This is a genomic window from Exiguobacterium sp. SH0S1, from assembly GCF_004337165.1.
In the GTDB taxonomy this organism is placed as follows: Bacteria; Bacillota; Bacilli; order Exiguobacteriales; family Exiguobacteriaceae; genus Exiguobacterium; species Exiguobacterium aurantiacum_A.
Map to the genome: position 1 here is coordinate 136,110 of NZ_SJVC01000004.1, position 18,657 is coordinate 154,766.

The window sequence follows — 18,657 nt, forward strand, 5'->3', positions numbered from 1 at the left end:
TCAAAGGAGGCGTATGGCGCCTTAGCCACTCATATGTACGCAAAATCACGTAAACGGATCGCTGTCGAGACTATCCTTTTTATCATCGCCGGAACAATCCTACAATCTATCTTTGTCGGTCTGTTACTCAAACCGAATGAAATCGGATCCGGCGGGATTGTCGGAATCACGCTCATCGTCAACGAGCTGTTCGGCACACCGATTGGACTCACCCAGTTGGTACTAAACATCCCGCTCTTCATCATCGGGATCAAATATCTCGGGAGACGATTTATTCTCATGACAGGACTCGTCGTCATATTATCATCGATTTTAATCGATGCGCTGCCTGTCCTCATTCCACCGACGCCACTCGACGATCCGCTCGTCGCGTCCGTCTTCAGCGGTATCGTCTCAGGACTCGGTTTGGCACTTTTGTTATTTGCCGGGGCGTCGACAGGCGGGCTCGATATTTTGGGGAAAGTCATCTTCATGAACAACCGCAACTTATCGCTCCCGAAAATCTTTTTGACCCAAGATATCATCGTCTACATTCTCGTGTTCATCACGTTCGATATTAAAGCGGTCATGTATGCACTCGTTCTCAGTTTTGTCCGGTCGCGGACGCTGTTGACGATCCATCGCTTCTTCTCCGCCCAAAAACAGTGTTTCATCATCTGTAAAAAAGCGGATGAGATCAACTTGGTCATCAAACAAAACTTGAAGCGTGGGGTCACCATCATGGACGCGACCGGCGGCTATTCGAACGACGCGAAAAAAATGCTATACGTCGTCGTTCAAAACAATGAGATTCCAAAGTTGCGTCAAATCGTCTCAGACATTGATTCCGAGGCGTTCGTCACTGTCTCAGAAATCGACTCGATTGTCGGTAACTTTAAAGAACATTCGTATACACTTTAATCGACAGCATCGTGCTGTCGATTTTTTTGTGTAATAAATACCCGAACGGTCCGATAATAAGGATGAGCCTCAGAGACATATACAGAAGGAGGTGCATAAGTTGTCTAGCCACACTTTGCGCCAATCAGTCCCCGCTCTTCTCGTCGGGACGTTTTTTATCGGTCTATTCGTTATCTTATTCAGCCCTTATGCGTTAAGGGAGACGAGCTTGTTCGTCTACTTTATGATCATCGCACTCGTCGCCACCGTGGTAAGCGGGAGTGCTGTATTGCGCCATCACGGGATGCGCCGCTATATCTATCTTCTCACTAGCGCTGGCAACGTCTGTTTCATCGCTTATTTGGTGGGACACCGCTTTACCACGGCGATGCCAATTGATATGATGCTGTTCATTCAAAACTTCTTTTATTTGATCATGGCCCTCATCGTCATCACCCAATCGATTGAAATTAGAACGTTGAAGTTGCGTATGTTTGATGTGTTCGCACTGCTCAGCTTTTTGATTGTCGGTGCGTTGCATATCTTCTTTTACACAAAGAACGGCGGCCAGTATGTCACGAGTTTGAACGGCTTTGAAGAACAGATGGTGCTCATCAGCCTTTACATGGTGCTCGGTTTCTTATATTTGAATCGCATCGTGACATCCGGGCAAGGCTTCCGCGTGATGCTCCTCATCGGGATTCTCGGTTTTACAACCGCCTCGATCATCAATGAGCTGCAGTTGTTAACCGGTATCGGCCATGAGCTTCTCCATTTGCTTCAAGTCATCAGCATTCTCATCATTTCAATCAGTTATTTGTTCGATGAATCGACAGAAGACGTCCTCGCCCATGATTCTGTGTTTGATTACGTCATCTACAGTACGATTGTCATGCTGTACATGCTCGCCTCGGATCGACTGCTCGGCACCTCGATCGTCGACTCGATGATTGCGAACGCGGTGTTGCTACTGCTCATCCGTCAATTCGTTGTCGCCAAACAGAACGCACTCATTAGCCATCGCTTACATACCGTCAATACAGACCTCGAAGTCGCGGTCACGACGAAAGCCCACGAGCTCGAACTCCGTGAACAACAGTACCGCTCGCTGTTCGCGTATCACGCAGAGCCCATCTTTTTGTTCGACCTTGACGGCGAAGTGTTGTCCGTCAACGAAGCAGGGAGCTCTGTCCTCGGTCATGACACCGAGACGCTCATCGGATCAAATATTTTAGACATCATCGAACAAACGGATCGATCCGCCTATACGAACGTGTTACGTGACCTTACGAACGGACGGCCGCAAACATTAGACGTCAATGTCGTGACAGAAGATGGTTCGGCACGCGTTTGGCAATTGATGAACATCCCGATGATCATTGATGGGGAAGTCGAAGGCATCTATGCCATCGTCAAAGACATCACGCAAATGATCGTCCAGCAAGAACAGATCCTGTATCAGGCTAACCACGATAGCTTGACCGGGCTGCATAACCGTTACGCGCTGCAAGAACAGATCGAGCGCCTGATTGCGGACGGCCGACCGTTCACACTCATGTTCTCCGACCTCGACGGGTTCAAAGAAATCAATGACCAGTTCGGCCATCATATGGGTGATCAGTTGCTGCAGCACATCGGTAAACGTCTACGCAGCGCCTTGTTGCCAAACGAATATGCCGGACGACTTGGAGGCGATGAATTCATCGTCGTCGCCGAACACAATGATGATGAAATTCTCGTTGAACGTTTACGTCGTCTCGTTTATCGTCCTCCTTATTTCATGGCCGGGAACCTCGTCGAAATTCATGCTTCAATCGGAATCGTCCGTTATCCGGAGCACGGCACGACGCTGAAGCACCTCTTATCGAACGCTGATTTGGCCATGTATAAGGCAAAAGACAAAGGACGCGATGAGACCGTCATCTTCGCTCCTGCGCTTCGCGTCGACAAGGAAGAACGAAAATTGTTGATGGAAGGACTTGATATGGCACTCGAGAAAGGTGAAATCTCACTTTATCTCCAGCCACAGGTCGATGCCTCGACGAAGGCGATCATCGGCGCCGAGGCACTCATGCGTTGGCAACGCGACGGCAAGTTCATCCCGCCGAGCGAATTCATTCCGATCGCCGAAGAGACCGGTCATATTCATGACCTCGGTCGTTGGATGATTCATGAGACGTTCCAACTGATGTACGCGTTTGAACAAGGCGACATCGATTTGCCGAAACTATCGGTCAACTTGTCGGTCCGGCAATTGTTCGATGAACACTTGATCGATTATTTGACGACGTTGTTCGAACGCTTCCCGATCGAACCGAGCCGCTTGAACTTCGAGTTGACCGAAACGGTCGCGGCGCACCAGTCGGACCGCGTCTTAAATCGAATTCTCGAGTTGAAGGCACTCGGCATCAAACTATCGATCGACGATTTCGGGACCGGCTACAGCTCACTCGCCTATCTCGTCCGCTATCCGATTGACGAGTTAAAGATCCCGCGGGAGTTCACGATGCAGCTAGAAGAAAATCGCGAGTATCAAACCGTGACCGCGACCATCGTCGCCATGGCACGACAACTTGGGATGGCTCTCGTCGCTGAAGGCGTCGAGACCGAATACCAAGAGACGTTCCTTCGGCGGATCGGTTGCAATTCGATGCAAGGGTATCGTTACGCGAAACCGATGCCGCTCGACGAGTTCGTCATCTATTACATGAAACAAAACGCTTGAACAGACAAACGCCTCGGATCCACTTACGGACCCGAGGCGTTGCTTATTTCATTTCATAGATTTTGACTTCGCCTGGCATCAAATCGACCCAAAGGTCCCAGTTGTCGTCGAACGAATGCTCGGCGTACGGCCATGAGTTCGGTGAGTACACCATCTCGGCGAAACGACTCGCGTTCCAGTTCCGGCGACGCACCCCATCGAGCGGCACCTTCCCTTGCAGGTGCTCTTGCATATTCGTGTTGGCGATGATGAGCAACGTCTCGTTCGTATCTGCTCGTAACCAAGCTAGACCGATGAACGGCGCCCCCATATCCATCATCGTGAGCGGTTCAAAGTGACTCGGGTCGACGAGAACATCGAGCCAACGGCGGCGAACTTCCGCCACTTGATGCATGAGTTCAACCATTTCAGTCCGCTCGGGATGATCCCAATGGAACTGATACGCGTCGAAGAAAGCAAGTTTCCCGAAATATGGATCGGTCGGGAACAACTGATACGCCTCTTCCGGTCGGCAGTCGAGACCGGTATTCATCGGCTGCGTCTCATACAGTTCAAGCCCCGAGTTCGTCAATGGCACCCCGTTCGGCATGAAGCCGTTCAGTACGGTGAGCAAGCGACTCGCCTGGCGTCCACCGTCTCGTGTCGCAATCCGGCGTGTATCGGCTGTCTCACCAGCCGCAAATACCGGCAACGGCAAGAAACGTGAGTCGTAGATGAATTGGTGGGTGTCATGCGTGTCAAAACGCGGCTCTTTATAGAATCCGTATCCGATGATCATATTGTAGCCGGCGTCACGCGCCGACCAAGCCCCGACTTCGATCAGTTCTTCGGCGATGAAACTGAAGTTCGAATCGAGTTGACGCGGCTCTGTCAAGATGCGCTGGGCGAGATCGACTGGCAAAGCGTGTCCCATGTCGATTCGAGCACCGTCAATCCCATATTCGCGTTGATAATGCGGGATGATGTCGGCTAACATCACCCAAAGCGGCTCGTTGATCTCGTCACCCCGGAACTGGTTCGACTTGATTGAGTCGAACAAAATATACGGTGCTAGACTCGCCTCGCCGACATAAGGTGCAGCTGCTGTCGGGTGGTCGAGGAACAGGCGGAAGTATGTGACGTCCGACCACGGCGGTTGCGGATCGTTGATACAGTCCGAGAACGCCGGAGCGGTCGTCAAACCGAACTCACGCTCGATGACGGCAAGTAAGTTTTCGTCCGGATGTTCGACCAAGTAGGCTTTCACCGTCTCCCACTTGGCAGCATCGACGAGATTAGGCGCCATCGAGAAGCGGCGGAGATGGTGCCAAACGTCCTCAGATCCATAGATCATCGGCAGGAATGCATACTCAGGCTTCACGTTTTCTCCGATTCCCGGGACGTGAGGCGGGTGATAGTAATCGAGTTCCGCAACCGGAATCCAGTAGAACCATTCCGGATTTTCTAAAATGAGACGGTTATCGCGGGCGCACGTGCGAGGAATGACATCGATGACGACACGAATGCCCACCATATGACACGCCTCGACGAAAGCGGCGAACTCTTCCTCGACCGTCAACCCGTCCCCTGTCAATGTCTCTTTTAGTTCTTCGTCGATGGCAAAGAAATCTTGGACAGCGTATGGGGAACCGAACTCACCTTTCTTATTTTTATGACTGTGCTGCGAGATCGGCAATAAAAATAACGTGTCGATTCCCATGTATAACAAGTGCGGCAACAGAGCCAGCGTTTTCACGAACGTGCCGGTATCTTTCATGCCTTGAGAGTTGTCCATCTCGACGTAGCCTGACCCGTCATGGTCCCACGACGTCGAGGTCCGGACTTGCATCGAGTAGACCGAGGAGCGCTTAATCCAGTCTCCCCCTGTCTCGAGGTGCCCGTCCGCTTGTGCGACCGACTGACGATAATCACGCCCGTTGACAGCGTGCGGAAGAATGCCTCGTTCAATCGTATCGATTAAAAAGTCGTACGGGTTCACCCGCTCGACACCGTCGCGCACGGGTTCTGCCGGAAATCGCATCCGGTTCCACAAGGTCGGGATTTCATATTGAAGGTTGGTCCGTTTTGTTTTTAAGACCTGATGTAACTTTTTTAACGACGAGTTCTCTGGCATATTTACTCTCCTTATGAATGAAATCATTCCATCGTCTATTGTAAGCGATAACAAGAAACGTCATATTATATATTTAACTCTTTACCCAGTTTTTCCTTTCCCAAAAAAATATTTTATGCTGAAACCCGAAAAATATTGTACGATTGTCTTCATAAAGGAGGGATGAACATGTCCCAACGAAAGTGGCTGCTGCTGCTCGCCTCATTGTCCGTATTAATCGTCCTCGTCATCGCCAGTTTCATCGTTCAACTGCGAAATACGACTGACCAGATCGATACCATTCACGAGCAACGGTTCGATTCATATGAAGCAATTGAAGAAATCATGTACTACAATATCGAACGCGCCAACGCTATCCGCGGTCTCCTCGCCTATGAAGACCGCCGCTTTTTAGAAGCCTATTACAGCATGTCCCAACGTACGAAAGAGTTGAAGGAATCTATCAAGAATGATCCGAGAACGCCAAGTTCATTCCTCGACTTACTGCATCGGGACGGCATTTGGGAACAAGAAGCCGACCGCGTCCTCGTCATGTACGAGAGCGGTGACATCGAACAGGCGACGGTGACGGCCAAGTCGATGACCGATCAACGGCAGACGATACTAGAAGATTTAAGAGCTTTGAAACAGATGCAATACAACGATATCCGGAAAGAGCTCGTATCCACTCAAAATCAAATCGATATCGTCATTCAAGCACTGTACTCAATCGTTTTCTTACTCGTAGCGGTCCTCATCATCCTCATGTTCATGATTTTCAAAACACGTCAAAAAAAGACCGATCACAACTGATCGGTCTCAAGTATTCACCAAACTTCAAGCTCGCTTGAAGTTTTTTTAGTTGGAACGGATCAAGCGAGTCGCGTTGCCGATGGCGAGCAACGCGACGCCGACGTCTGCGAACACAGCTTCCCACATCGATGCGAGTCCGAGCACGCCGAGCAGGAGGAACAGCGCCTTCATCCCGAATGCGAGGACAATATTTTGCCACACGATCCGCTTCGTCCGCTGACTTAGCTCAATCGCCGCAACGACATCGCTCGGTGCGTCATTCATGAGCACGAGGTCTGCCGCCGTCACTGCGGCATCGCTCCCGATTCCACCCATGACGAGTCCGACGTCCGCACGGGCCAGCGCTGCCGCATCGTTCAAACCGTCGCCTACGAACGCGACTTTCCCTCGCGCGGCCAACTTCTCCACTTCCTCGACTTTCTGATGGGGAAGTAACTCACTTTTCACTTCATCGATTCCGATTTTCAAACCGACCGACGTCGCAACTTCATCCCGGTCCCCTGTCAACATGACCGTCCGATAGCCGAGACGTTTTAGCGCGGCAATGGCTGCTGCGGCATCCTCTTTCACCTTATCCATCAGTTCAATCCGCCCGAGCCAGCGGTCATTTCTCATGACGTGGACGCTTGTGCCCATTTGTTCATCTTGAATCGAATGTCCTAACTTCCTCATGAAACGGGCACTTCCGACATAGATTGTATCCGTGCTATCTGTCGCTGTCAGACCGTAGCCCGGGTCTTCGGTAATATTCGCAAACGCGGTCGTCTTGCTCGCCTTCGCGACGATTGCTTTTGCCAGCGGATGCGTCGATGCCATCTCAACACGGGCAGCGAGCGTTAACAACTCCGCTTCTGTCACGTCTCCGCTCGTCGTCACGTCCGTCACTTCAAAGCGACCGGTCGTGAGCGTTCCCGTCTTGTCAAAGATGACCGTCTTCACTTCGGCGAGCACGTCTAAATACTCGCCGCCTTTGACCAAAATCCCTCGTTTAGAACCAGCTCCGATCCCGCCGAAATAACCTAACGGAATTGAAATGACGAGTGCGCACGGGCAACTGATGACGAGGAAAATTAAGGCGCGATACACCCACTCCTCTAAATTCCCAACGAAAAGAGGTGGGATGAACGCAACGATTGCTGCTAAAACGACGACAATCGGCGTATACACTCTGGCTAAGCGTGTGATCATCTGCTCTGTCTTCGCTTTGTTCGAGCTTGCCTGTTCGACAAGCGCAATCATTTTTTGCAAGCTCGACTCCGTCGCAGATCGTATGACGCGCACTTCAAGCCGCCCTTCTAAATTGACCATTCCGGCGAGCACTTCATCGTGCGGTCCGACTTGACGGGGAACCGATTCGCCCGTCAATGATGCCGTATCGAGTGAACTCGAGCCGATCACGACGCTCCCGTCCATCGGAACTTGTTCTCCGGCACGGACGATGATGACCGAGCCGATTGCCACATCTTCAGGACGCCGTTCGAACTCACCGTCCGGACCGAGCACACGTGCCATCGTCGGTTTCATATTCAATAATGACTGGATCGACCGACGCGACGCGTGGACGGCTCGTCCTTGGAAGTATTCGCCGAGTTGATAAAATAGCATGACGGCGACCGCTTCCGGATATTCTCGAATTGCGAACGCTCCAATCGTCGCAATCGTCATTAAAAACTTCTCATCGAACCATTCGCGATGCCATACGTTTCGTGCTGCCGCATAGACGACATCATAGCCGGCGACCGCATAAGCAACAACGTATAACGGCAGTGATTCAGTCAAGAGAGCGAGCACAAGCAGGCTGAGGGCGATACCAAAGCGCCACAACAGGTGGTTCGATGCTTGCTCGATTTGATCAGTTTTCACGAAATGCGCGCCCGGTTCAATCCGCCCCATCGTCTCTTCAATTGAACGGAGGCCTGTTTCACGCTCGGACGGATCAATCCATTCGATGATCATCCGGCTCGTCGCAAAGTCGATTTGACAGGATGCGACACCGGTCTGCTCCGAGACGCTTTTCTCGATCTTCGCCGCACAATTTGTACAAGTTATACCTTCGACTGGTAAGACGTCACGTGATTCCATCGCTCTTCCTCCCACTTCATTCAAACGTTTATTTGAATATATCGTAACGCTGATTGGAAGAGAATACAATATAAAAAAGTGTCTACTGTGTTGTCGCAGTAGACACTTCTCAAAGACCTGATTGCTGTTCGGCACTGTGCGCCATCGCGATTTCGACGAGAAGACGAACGTGCTCATCATCTAATGAGTAATAAACAACTTTCCCATCTTTACGATATTTAACGAGCCCTTGATCGAGGAGCGTCCGTAAATGATGAGACGCGGTCGCGTTCGAGTGTCCGATCACGGCGGCGACGTCACAGACACATAATTCTTGCTCGAGCGTCAAGACGTACAGCACTTTCAGTCTCGTCGGATCAGCGAACGCCTTAAACAACCGACTGACTCGGTTAGCATCCAATCGCACAAGTGCCTGTTGCAATACAGCCACATCTTCACTTTGGATGGCGATTGTTTCGCATTGTGGTGCCTTCATCCGTGTCACCTCATTTCGTATAATTTCATTTTAGCAAATCCAAACAGAAAAATCTGTTATAGATTATAATTGACTTAAACACAACTGTTATAATACAATGAATACAACTTAACAAACGCACGCATACTTAAAGGAGGCGCTTTATATGAATGAATGGGCAAGCCGACTCGAATCGTCAGTCGAATTTTATCGGAAATTACCAGATAAGACGTGTCAAGAATGCGGACAACATATGGATGAGCAGTGTGAGTCTTATGAAAACACATGCGCATCATGTGCTGAAAAGCTTCAACTCGCTGAACAATAAACAATCCCTCGGAGTTTCCGAGGGATTGTTTATTGTCCAAATTGGTAGCCGAGGTAGGCGGCAATTAAACCGAAGACATACGTCGCCAGTAAGTATAAACCAAAGCGAACCCAATCTTTCGTCACGAACCGCATCACTTCAAGTTTGAACGTCGAGAACGTCGTGAACGAACCGAGGAAGCCGACGCCGATTCCGAATCCCACCACCGAAGGTACAGGGGCCGCATACAAATATCCGAGCCAAAACGATCCGGTCACGTTCACGAACAAAGTCGCCCAAGGAAAGACCGATGTCGTCCATACTTTAACGAGCTGACCAATCCCGAAGCGGGCCATCGCCCCGAAAAAGGCACCGATCATCACTGTCAAAACAGTCATCACGCCTCCCCCTCTCGCTTCACAAAACGCCGGAATCGTCTTCTTCCTAGTTTATAGCCTAACCACGAGCTGAACAGACCGAGGACGATGCTCAGTGTCACATAGGTGAGCGCTCCGACCAGGTTCCCTGACTCGATCATCACAATCGTCTCGACACTGAACGTCGAGAACGTCGTGAACGAACCGATAAACCCTGTACCGACCGCCGTAATGACCATCGGTGAAAACTTTCCGGTCTGAAACAAGTAATGGGTGAGCCAACCGAGTAGAAAACTGCCGATCAAGTTGACGGTGAGCGTCCCTAGCGGAAATGTACCTGTCCACAACGTATGCATCCCTATACCGACCCCATACCTTGCTAGCGCTCCAAGCGCTCCTGCTAAACCAACGTAAACGTAGAGCACGACCGTTCCTCCTTACGAAAAGACACCTGCCGCGAAAACATCGCCCGGCAGGTGTCTGCATTTCTTCTCAAATTATAACAAGCCCTCCCGCATTATGAAATAGGAGTCGGTGCGAATACAGCCTCGATTGCCGTGAACGCCTCATCGAGTTCTTCTTTCGTAATGACAAGCGGTGGCGCGAGTCGAATGACCGTCTCGTGCGTCTCCTTGCAGAGCAAGCCCCGCTCTTTAAGCGCCTCACAATAAGGACGAGCCGCTTCCGTCAACTCGATCCCGATGAATAGGCCGCGGCCCCGGACTTCTTTAATGCGTGGGTTGTCGATTGACTTTAAACGGTCCATAAAGTACGTCCCGAGTTCGAGCGAACGCTCCGGAAGCTGTTCTTCTTCAAGCACCTCGAGCGCAGCGATTGATACCGCCGCCGCGAGCGGGTTCCCCCCGAACGTCGACCCGTGCGATCCTGGATTGAACACTTGGAGGACGCTTTCGTTAGCAGCCACGCACGATACCGGAAAGACACCGCCACCGAGTGCTTTTCCGAGGATATACATATCGGGATCGACGCCTTCCCATTCGATTGCGAACCATTTTCCAGAGCGGCCAAGACCTGACTGAATCTCATCTGCGATGAACAACACGTTGTTCGCCTTACACAATTCAGCCGCCCGCTTCAAGTAACCCGCCGGCGGGATGATGATACCCGCTTCCCCTTGAATCGGTTCAACGATGAACGCCGCCGTGTTCTCCGTGATCGCCGCCTCGAACGCGTCGATGTCTCCGTACGGCACGACTTTGAAGCCTGGGAGGAGCGGTCCGAAACCGCGCTGATAGTCCGCTTCTGTCGACATCGACACAGCCGCCATCGTCCGTCCATGGAAGTTGCCGGTGCAGACGATAATCTCGGCTTGCCCCGGAATTTGTTTGACCTCATAGGCCCAGCGTCGTGATGCCTTGACCGCGGTCTCGACCGCTTCGGCACCGGTGTTCATCGGTAACACCATTTCTTTATTTGTAAGCGCTGCCACTTTTTTGTAGAAGCGACCGAGCTGATCGTTGTAGAAAGCACGTGACGTCAACGTGATCTTGTCGGCCTGATCTTTTAACGCTTGAATGATTTTCGGATGACAATGCCCCTGGTTGACAGCCGAATACGCACTCAACATATCCATGTAACGATTTCCTTCCGGATCCGTCACCCAAATCCCCTTCGCCTCCGAGATGACGATTGGAAGCGGATGATAATTGTGCGCCCCGAATTTCTCTGTCAATTCAATCACTTCTTGTGTTTTTGACATTTGATTTCCCCCTTATGAAAAGAACTACCTTACACCTTCAGTATATGATGACCGTCTTTCTTTTGACAACGACGAACTTGCCCGTTCCTTGGGTTGGGAAAATAAGGTACACTGAACGTATAGTATGACTTATTTGATGTAGATTGGAGGAATTTGTGTGACTTCATTGCGTGATTTGCCGATTGATACGTTCATCGATGCCCTATCGATCCCATGCTGTTACATCGATTTTGACGGCACCGTCCTTCTTTGGAACGAACAAGCGGAGACGCTGTTCGGTTGGGAGCGTGACGAGGTACTTCACCACGCATTACCCGTCGTCCAACATTTAGAGCAGGCGCTTGAAACGTGGTCACCATTGCTCCTTCAATATCCATTCTCGACGACGGCGTTGACGGCGTTTAAACATAAAAACGGCTCGGTCGTCTATGCGACCGCTTACTTACAAACTTTTTCGATCAACGACGTCAACGGCTATTTTTTAGCCTTCCTACCGAAAGGCTTCGGTCCGCTCATCAGCACCGAGCAGTTCAACCTGCTCCACCACTTCCAAGCGATGATCGAGCATTCGACTTATTATTTGGCAGCCAACGCTCGTGGCGAGATCACCGAGATCAATCCGCTGTTGTGCGACTTGATCGGGGCACCTGACCAACAATTCATCGGTCGTAACTGGTTCGAGCTCATTCACCCATCCTTTGAAGATGATCCGATTGCGGGTGTGGTACGTCAAGCGCTCACGACCGATCAAATTTGGAACGGCGAGATGCCGGTTCGATCGCAACGACATGTGACGAACATCTGCTGGCTCAACTTGACGATTGTACCGATTTTAAGTGAAGACGGCGAAATCGCCCAGTACACGGCGTTTGGTTTCGACGTGTCTGATAAAAAACGTCTCGAACAAGAAGTGAACTACCTCGCCTATCACAACGATTTGACCGGGCTGTTAAATAAAAAAGGGCTCTTGCGCCAATATGCGCATTCACTTACTGACGTGAAAGAACATAACGGGTTATTGCACGTCGCCCTCTTCGATATCGATCGGTTCAAAATTATCAACGAGTCGTTCGGTTCACGCGTCGGCAATGAACTGTTGCTCCAAATTAAAGACCGGGCTGAACGCTTCCTGCCCCAGTCGAGTGTCATGTTCCATCCTTCGGGCGGCTTGTACGGTATTCTTTTCTTTGAACAATCAAAAGAAGAAGTGTTCCAGCTGCTTCGTCAACTGCAACACGAACTGCAACGACCGTTCCGGATTTACCACCATTCGATCATGTTATCGATCTCGATCGGTTGCGTGTTCTACCCATCGGCCACTAATTCGTTGGACGAGCTGTACACCCGGGCCGAGAGCGCTTTGTTCAAAGGCAAGCGCATCGGTGTCGGGACGATCCAATTCGTCACGAAAGACATGGACGATGCGTTCTCAAGACAAGTCCATATCGAAAAAGCGCTGTACCAAGCGCTCGAAGAAAAACATTTTTATCTCGAATACCAACCGAAGTTCGACTTGAAAACGGATAAGCTGATTGGATTTGAGGCGTTACTGCGCTGGCATCACGACCAACTCGGGCAAATCCCGCCTTCGGAGTTCATCCCGCTCGCTGAAGAGATGGCGCTGATCGTCCCGATCAACAACTGGGTCATTCTTGAGGCCACCAAGCAACTGAAGGCGTGGCAACCGCTCGTCAATCATCCTCTATCGATGGCGGTCAATATTTCGCCGAACCAGTTCCGCAGCGAGAGTTTCATCAACACGCTCCGAAACATCAAGCAACAACTCGATTTGAACCCGTCCGACGTCATTCTCGAGATCACAGAAAGTCTCGTCATGCAACAGACGGAAGAAACCATCGCTCGGATGAATCAAATCAAACGGCTCGATTACCGCCTGTCGATCGACGACTTTGGAACCGGCTTCTCGTCGCTTCAATACTTGAAATCGTTCCCGGTCGACGAGCTGAAGATCGACAAAGTGTTCCTCGACGACTGGTTGACGTCGAAGTCTCACTTGCTCGACGTCATCGTCCACCTCGGCAAGAGTTTGAACCTTCACGTCGTCGCCGAAGGCGTCGAAGACCAAATCATGCTCGACCATTTAAAAGAGACCGATTGCGACTCGTTCCAAGGATTTTTATATGCCAAACCAATGCCACCCGACCAAGTCGTCCGGTTGCTCACGAATAACGAGACATAAAGAAGCACCGGTCGTCATCTCGACGACCGGTGCTTCTTTTGATTAGAGGCTAATCGCAGCCGTCCATAGTCCGTACACACCATAAGTCGCCGCGAGGATGATGACAGTCGCAATCGCATACTGGATCCCGCTTAGGAACTTCCGTCCTTGCTCCCGTTCTGCGAGCATGAAAACGAAGATTCCCGGCGCATACAAAATCATTGCGATGAGCATGTATTCAATCCCGGATGCGTAGAGTAACCATGCCGCGTAGAGCGAGGCGACACTCGAAACGAGGACCATTTTCCGAACACCAGTCCGCCGTGCCTCTTTCCAGCCGAACAAGGCCGAGAATAAGTAAGGCACGAGCGCGGCGATACCGGCGATGCTCGAGAGCACCAAGTACGTCTGTTCCGAGAACAAGGCGATGACCGTGACTGCTTGCGTGAACGCTTGCGTGATGAACAAGGCGCTCACCGGCGTATCATTTCGATTGAGTCGATTGAACAATTTCGGGAACACACCGTCCCGGCTCGCCACGTAGGAGATCTCCGTCGCCAATATCGTCCACCCGAGCAACGCCCCAGCGAGCGACACGAGCAGACCGATATTGATAATCGTCGCACCGACCGGACCGACAACCGCTTCGAGCACGTACGCCATCGACGGTTCCGGGAGCGCCGTGAGTTGTTCTTGCGTCATGACGCCGAAGGAGAAGATTGAAATCATCATGTAAATCAACAGCGTCCCGATGAGGCCGATCACCGTCGCCCGCCCGACATCGCGCTTATTGCGCGCCCGTGACGATAAGACGACCGCGCCTTCAATGCCGACAAACGCCCAAAGCGTCACGAGCATCGTCGATTTCACTTGGGGAAACACGTGCGACCAACTGAAACCAGACTCGCCCCAAACATCGATTTGGAACGTCTCAATCTGGAACGCAAACAAAATGAGCACGATGAACAAGAAGATCGGGACGAGCTTCGCGATCGTCGTGACGATGTTCAAGAGCGCCGCCTCCTTCATCCCTCGAGAGATGAGCCAGAACAGCCCCCAAATGAAGAACGCGCTCATCACTAACCGGAACGATCGATGCTCTGCTGAAAAAATCGGGAAAAAGTAACTGAGCGTGCTAAAGATCAGCGTGATGTTCGCTACTGTCCCGATCCAAGCGGACATCCAATAACCCCAGCCGCTATTGAAGCCGACGAACTTCCCAAACCCTTCTTTAGCGTAGGCATAAATCCCACCCTCAAGTTCAGGACGTGAATCCGCCAAAAATTGGAATACGAACGCCAGCATAATCATACCGACCCCTGTGATCGTCCAACCGATCATCACTGACCCGACCCCGGCACCTTGGGCCATCGCTCCTGGCAAGTTAAAAGCTCCTCCGCCAATCATCGTCCCGACGACCATGGCGGCAAGCCCGAAAAAGCCGATTCCGGCTGATTGTGACTTCATTCAAAACCCTCCAACATTAGTTCACTTTTATCGAATAACTATACACACATAATGTATAAACATTCGATGATTTTCTCATTCTACTGAATAAAGGAACGTTTAGATAGGTATTTCAGTAATGTTTGTATTTTCGAATAATTTAAAAAATTTTATTGCGCATTCATTCTGTTTGTAGTTTAATTGCAATATATTCGAAACAATCAGAATTTTCGGGAGGTAAGACAATGCGGAATAAAAAATGGTTAGCTTTATCGGGTGTCGCTTTGCTTGCTACAGCAGCGTGTGGCGGTGGAGAAGAGGCAACAGATTCGACGGACGGATCGTCATCAAGTGACGCGAAAAAGGAAGTCACGCTCGTTTCGGCAACTGATTTGCCACAGCTTGACCCGACACTCACGACCGACTCGACATCGATCATCGTGACGAACAACGTCTTCGAGGGACTGTATCGTCTTGATGAAAACAACCAACCAGTACCAGGTATTGCTGAGGACGTCGAGATTTCGGAAGACGGTCTTACATACACATTTAAATTACGTGACGCCAACTGGTCAGACGGCTCACCAGTAACGGCTGAAGACTTTGTTTACTCGTGGAAACGTGCCCTCAACCCTGAAACGGGTGCCGAGTACGCATACATCCTTCAAGACTTGAAGAATGCCAACAAAATCCTCGGCGGCGAAGCTGAACTCGATTCACTCGGTGCGAAAGCAGTCGATGAGAAGACGCTTGAAGTTCAATTGGAAGCACCGGCTCCATACTTCCTCGGGTTGACAGGATTCCCGACGTACATGCCGCAAAAACAAGAGTTCGTCGAAGAACAAGGCGAGTCGTTCGCGACAGCCGTCGATAAAACGCTCTACAACGGCCCTTACGTACTTGATAGCTGGCAAGACAACGAAGGTTGGGTTTATAAAAAGAATCCAGATTACTGGGATGCTGAAAACGTCAAGATGGACACGATTAACGTCAAAGTCGTCAAAGAAGTCGCGACCGGTGTCAACTTGTTCGAGTCAGGTGAAGTCGACTATACGCTCTTGTCTTCTGAATTCGTTCCACAATTCCAAGAAGCAGAAGAGTTTAAAACACGTGCTGACGCACGGATCAACTTCCTTCGTTTCAACCAAAAGAATGAAGCACTCCAAAACGTGAATATTCGTGAAGCGTTGGCGAAAGGTTTCGACAAGCAAGGCGTAACTGACGTCATCTTGACAGACGGTTCACAGCCGGCCAACTTCATCGTCGCTAAGGACTTCACGTTCACGGAAGACGGAGCTGACTTCCGCGAGAAGTATCCTGATCTTCAAAGCTACAACGTCGACGAAGCGAAAGCTGCCTGGGATAAAGGACTTGCCGAGCTCGGCGTCGAGACGATCGAACTCGAATTCCTCTCACGTGATGAAGAAGCGTTCAAGAAAGTCAACGAGTACATCAAAGGTGAACTCGAGAAGAACTTGCCTGGACTCACGCTTAACATCAAACAACAGCCGTTCAAAAACTTCCTCGAGCTTGAAGGTGCAGGCGACTATGATATCTCTGCTGCCGGCTGGGGCCCTGACTATCAGGATCCAATGACGTACCTCGACATGTGGATCACAGACGGTCCGTTCAACCGGATGGCGTACTCGAACGATGAGTACGATCAGTTAATCCAAAGCGCGAAGAAAGAAGCTGATCAAATGAAGCGTTGGGAGACGATGCAAGAAGCTGAACGCATCTTGCTCGAAGACGACTTCGCGATCGCACCGATCTACCAAAAAGGTGAAGCTTACCTCGAGCGCTCAAACATTCAAAACATGTACCGCCATCCGTTCGGAGCTGACGCTAGCTTCAAGTGGTTGGACGTTAACTAAAAAACAAATCCTGTCGCATAGCGGCAGGATTTGTTTTTACATTCCATACAAAAAAGATGTGTGTCACGCGATTCGTGACACACATCTTTTCGGATTGTTAGACGAGCTGTTTACGCTTCACGCTCAGCACGCATCTCTGCCGGCACTTGGCCGCGCTTCGAGATGATTTGAGCAATCACGAGAGCGACGACGAACGTCGCGAACGCCGCGAAGAATCCAATCCACATCGAGCTTGTGATTCCGAGCACCAAGTAACCGACCGCCGACACTCCTGCCGCGATTAACGCGTACGGGAGTTGTGTCAACACGTGGTCGATGTGGTGCGACCCGGCACCCGTCGAACTGAGGATCGTCGTATCCGAGATCGGTGAACAGTGGTCACCGAACACGGCACCTGCGAGCACAGCGGCAAGTGTCGGGAGCAACAGCTCTGGGTCGACCGCCATGATCAAATCAGCACCAATTGGTAGCATGAGACCGAACGTCCCCCAGCTCGTACCTGTTGAGAACGCCATGAGACCGGCGATCGCGAACAAGATGAGCGGCAAGTATGACGCCGCGATCGTATCTGTGACGAAGCTTGCCAAGTAATCACCAGTTCTCATATCCCCGATGACGGCAATGATCGTCCAAGCGAACAGCAAGATGAGTACGGCTGGCCACATGGCCCGGATACCGGCCCACGCTGCATGACCGTAGTCTACAGCTGGAATGTTGCGACCGATGAGAAGCAAGAACGCCACGATCAAACTGATGACCGCGCCGGCAACGAGTGAACGCGTCACGTCCGTCGATTCGAACGCTCCGAGCAGCGAGAAGCTTTGACCGTCAGCAGCAAGCGCTTGGCCACCTGTGTAAAGCATGGCCGAGACGGTCGCGATGATCAAGACGATGATCGGGACGATCAAGTCGCGGACTTTCCCACCATCATGCTCTTTAATGTCTTCACTCATTCCCATCGGTGCACCTTTCGACACATCGTAGAGCTCGCCTTTAAGCGCACGTAGCTCGTGCGTCCGCATCGGTCCGATGGCAAGCCCTGTGAAAGCGACGTACCCCGTCAACATGAGTGCGAAGATGGCATAGAAGTTCATCGGGATGATTTGAATGAACGCCGAGAACGACGAGTAGCTGTCGATTGAGTACTTCGTTAAAATACCAGCGATGATGGCGATGATGTAGGCACCCCAGCTCGAAAGTGGGCTGATGACACAGACTGGAGCCGCCGTCGAGTCGATCGTATACGCGAGTTTAGCGCGCGATACTTTCTTGCGATCCGTCAGCGGTCGGCTAATGTTCCCGACAGCGAGACTGTTGAAATAGTCGTCGATGAAAATCAAGATTCCAAGACCGAACGAGACGAGGCGCGCGCCGCGCGCCGTTTTGACGTTAGAAGCCGCCCATTCACCGAACGCGCGAGCGCCGCCCGATGTTTGGATGATCGACGATAAAATACCAAGCAAGAGCAAGAACGCGATCAAGAGCACGTTCCATTCGTTTATGGCACCATCTGCCCAGAACAAGGCGATGACGTTCGACCATAAGTACTGAATCGATTCAAGCGGATTGAAGCTATGAAGGAGCAAGACCCCTGCGATGATCCCGACACCGAGTGACGGAATGACTTTCCTAGTTGTGATCGCCATAATGATGGCGAGTAGTGCCGGTACTAACGAAAGTACCGATGTTGAATAATCTACCATGCTGAT

Annotated in this window: 14 protein-coding genes; 6 read left to right on the forward strand and 8 right to left on the reverse strand. The window is 51.1% G+C overall.

Annotated features, from left to right (window positions below):
• Positions 1-33: 33 nt before the first annotated feature.
• Entirely contained in the window at positions 34-900 is an 867-nt protein-coding gene (locus tag EVJ20_RS11350; RefSeq protein WP_070328853.1) for a YitT family protein, read from the forward strand.
• A 100-nt stretch (positions 901-1,000) separates the two neighbouring features.
• Positions 1,001-3,604, forward strand: coding sequence for a putative bifunctional diguanylate cyclase/phosphodiesterase (locus EVJ20_RS11355; protein ID WP_236636394.1), 2,604 nt, complete (start codon positions 1,001-1,003; stop codon positions 3,602-3,604).
• 43 nt (positions 3,605-3,647) lie between these two features.
• Here EVJ20_RS11355 and EVJ20_RS11360 read toward each other — a convergent pair whose 3' ends face one another.
• Positions 3,648-5,717, reverse strand: coding sequence for an alpha-amylase (locus tag EVJ20_RS11360; protein WP_070328852.1), 2,070 nt, complete (start codon positions 5,715-5,717; stop codon positions 3,648-3,650).
• A 168-nt stretch (positions 5,718-5,885) separates the two neighbouring features.
• Between EVJ20_RS11360 and EVJ20_RS11365 the strand changes: the two genes are divergently transcribed.
• Entirely contained in the window at positions 5,886-6,509 is a 624-nt protein-coding gene (locus tag EVJ20_RS11365) for a hypothetical protein (protein WP_236633751.1), read from the forward strand.
• A 45-nt stretch (positions 6,510-6,554) separates the two neighbouring features.
• Here the strand turns inward: EVJ20_RS11365 and EVJ20_RS11370 are convergent, their stop codons facing one another.
• Together EVJ20_RS11370 and EVJ20_RS11375 are read right to left on the reverse strand one after the other, a co-directional pair.
• On the reverse strand, positions 6,555-8,591 hold the full coding sequence (locus EVJ20_RS11370) for a heavy metal translocating P-type ATPase (RefSeq protein ID WP_131508227.1): 2,037 nt from the start codon (positions 8,589-8,591) through the stop codon (positions 6,555-6,557).
• A gap of 109 nt (positions 8,592-8,700) precedes the next feature.
• On the reverse strand, positions 8,701-9,066 hold the full coding sequence (locus EVJ20_RS11375) for an ArsR/SmtB family transcription factor (protein WP_070328849.1): 366 nt from the start codon (positions 9,064-9,066) through the stop codon (positions 8,701-8,703).
• Between the two features lie 145 nt (positions 9,067-9,211).
• On the opposite strand from EVJ20_RS11375, the gene yhfH reads away from it, so the two are divergent.
• Positions 9,212-9,373, forward strand: a complete 162-nt coding sequence (gene yhfH, locus EVJ20_RS11380) for a protein YhfH (protein WP_016509445.1) — start codon at positions 9,212-9,214, stop codon at positions 9,371-9,373.
• Positions 9,374-9,402: 29 nt separating this feature from the next.
• On the opposite strand, the gene EVJ20_RS11385 is transcribed toward yhfH, so the two are convergent.
• The 3 genes from EVJ20_RS11385 to EVJ20_RS11395 all read right to left on the reverse strand — a co-directional run bounded on the left by EVJ20_RS11385 (position 9,403) and on the right by EVJ20_RS11395 (position 11,449).
• The gene (locus tag EVJ20_RS11385) at positions 9,403-9,750 is read right to left on the reverse strand and encodes a fluoride efflux transporter FluC (protein WP_236633519.1); all 348 of its coding nucleotides are present in this window, start codon (positions 9,748-9,750) and stop codon (positions 9,403-9,405) included.
• Positions 9,750-10,154 (reverse strand): fluoride efflux transporter CrcB, encoded by a 405-nt coding sequence (crcB, locus tag EVJ20_RS11390; RefSeq protein WP_131441166.1) that lies wholly within the window; start codon positions 10,152-10,154, stop codon positions 9,750-9,752. Before crcB ends, EVJ20_RS11385 begins: the two co-directional genes overlap by 1 nt.
• 92 nt (positions 10,155-10,246) lie before the next feature.
• A complete protein-coding gene (locus tag EVJ20_RS11395) occupies positions 10,247-11,449 on the reverse strand; it encodes an ornithine--oxo-acid transaminase (protein WP_131441167.1) in 1,203 nt (400 codons plus the stop codon).
• 157 nt (positions 11,450-11,606) lie between these two features.
• Here EVJ20_RS11395 and EVJ20_RS11400 point away from each other — a divergent pair, with 157 nt between their 5' ends.
• Positions 11,607-13,649: an EAL domain-containing protein gene (locus EVJ20_RS11400; protein ID WP_131465744.1), complete on the forward strand. Its 2,043-nt coding sequence runs from the start codon at positions 11,607-11,609 to the stop codon at positions 13,647-13,649.
• A gap of 42 nt (positions 13,650-13,691) precedes the next feature.
• Here EVJ20_RS11400 and EVJ20_RS11405 read toward each other — a convergent pair whose 3' ends face one another.
• The gene (locus EVJ20_RS11405; RefSeq protein ID WP_070328844.1) at positions 13,692-15,095 is read right to left on the reverse strand and encodes a basic amino acid/polyamine antiporter; all 1,404 of its coding nucleotides are present in this window, start codon (positions 15,093-15,095) and stop codon (positions 13,692-13,694) included.
• A 224-nt stretch (positions 15,096-15,319) separates the two neighbouring features.
• Here EVJ20_RS11405 and EVJ20_RS11410 point away from each other — a divergent pair, with 224 nt between their 5' ends.
• Positions 15,320-16,948, forward strand: a complete 1,629-nt coding sequence (locus EVJ20_RS11410) for a peptide ABC transporter substrate-binding protein (RefSeq protein ID WP_131465746.1) — start codon at positions 15,320-15,322, stop codon at positions 16,946-16,948.
• Between the two features lie 110 nt (positions 16,949-17,058).
• Here EVJ20_RS11410 and EVJ20_RS11415 read toward each other — a convergent pair whose 3' ends face one another.
• Positions 17,059-18,651, reverse strand: coding sequence for a Na+/H+ antiporter NhaC family protein (locus EVJ20_RS11415; RefSeq protein ID WP_131465748.1), 1,593 nt, complete (start codon positions 18,649-18,651; stop codon positions 17,059-17,061).
• Positions 18,652-18,657 lie beyond the last annotated feature (6 nt).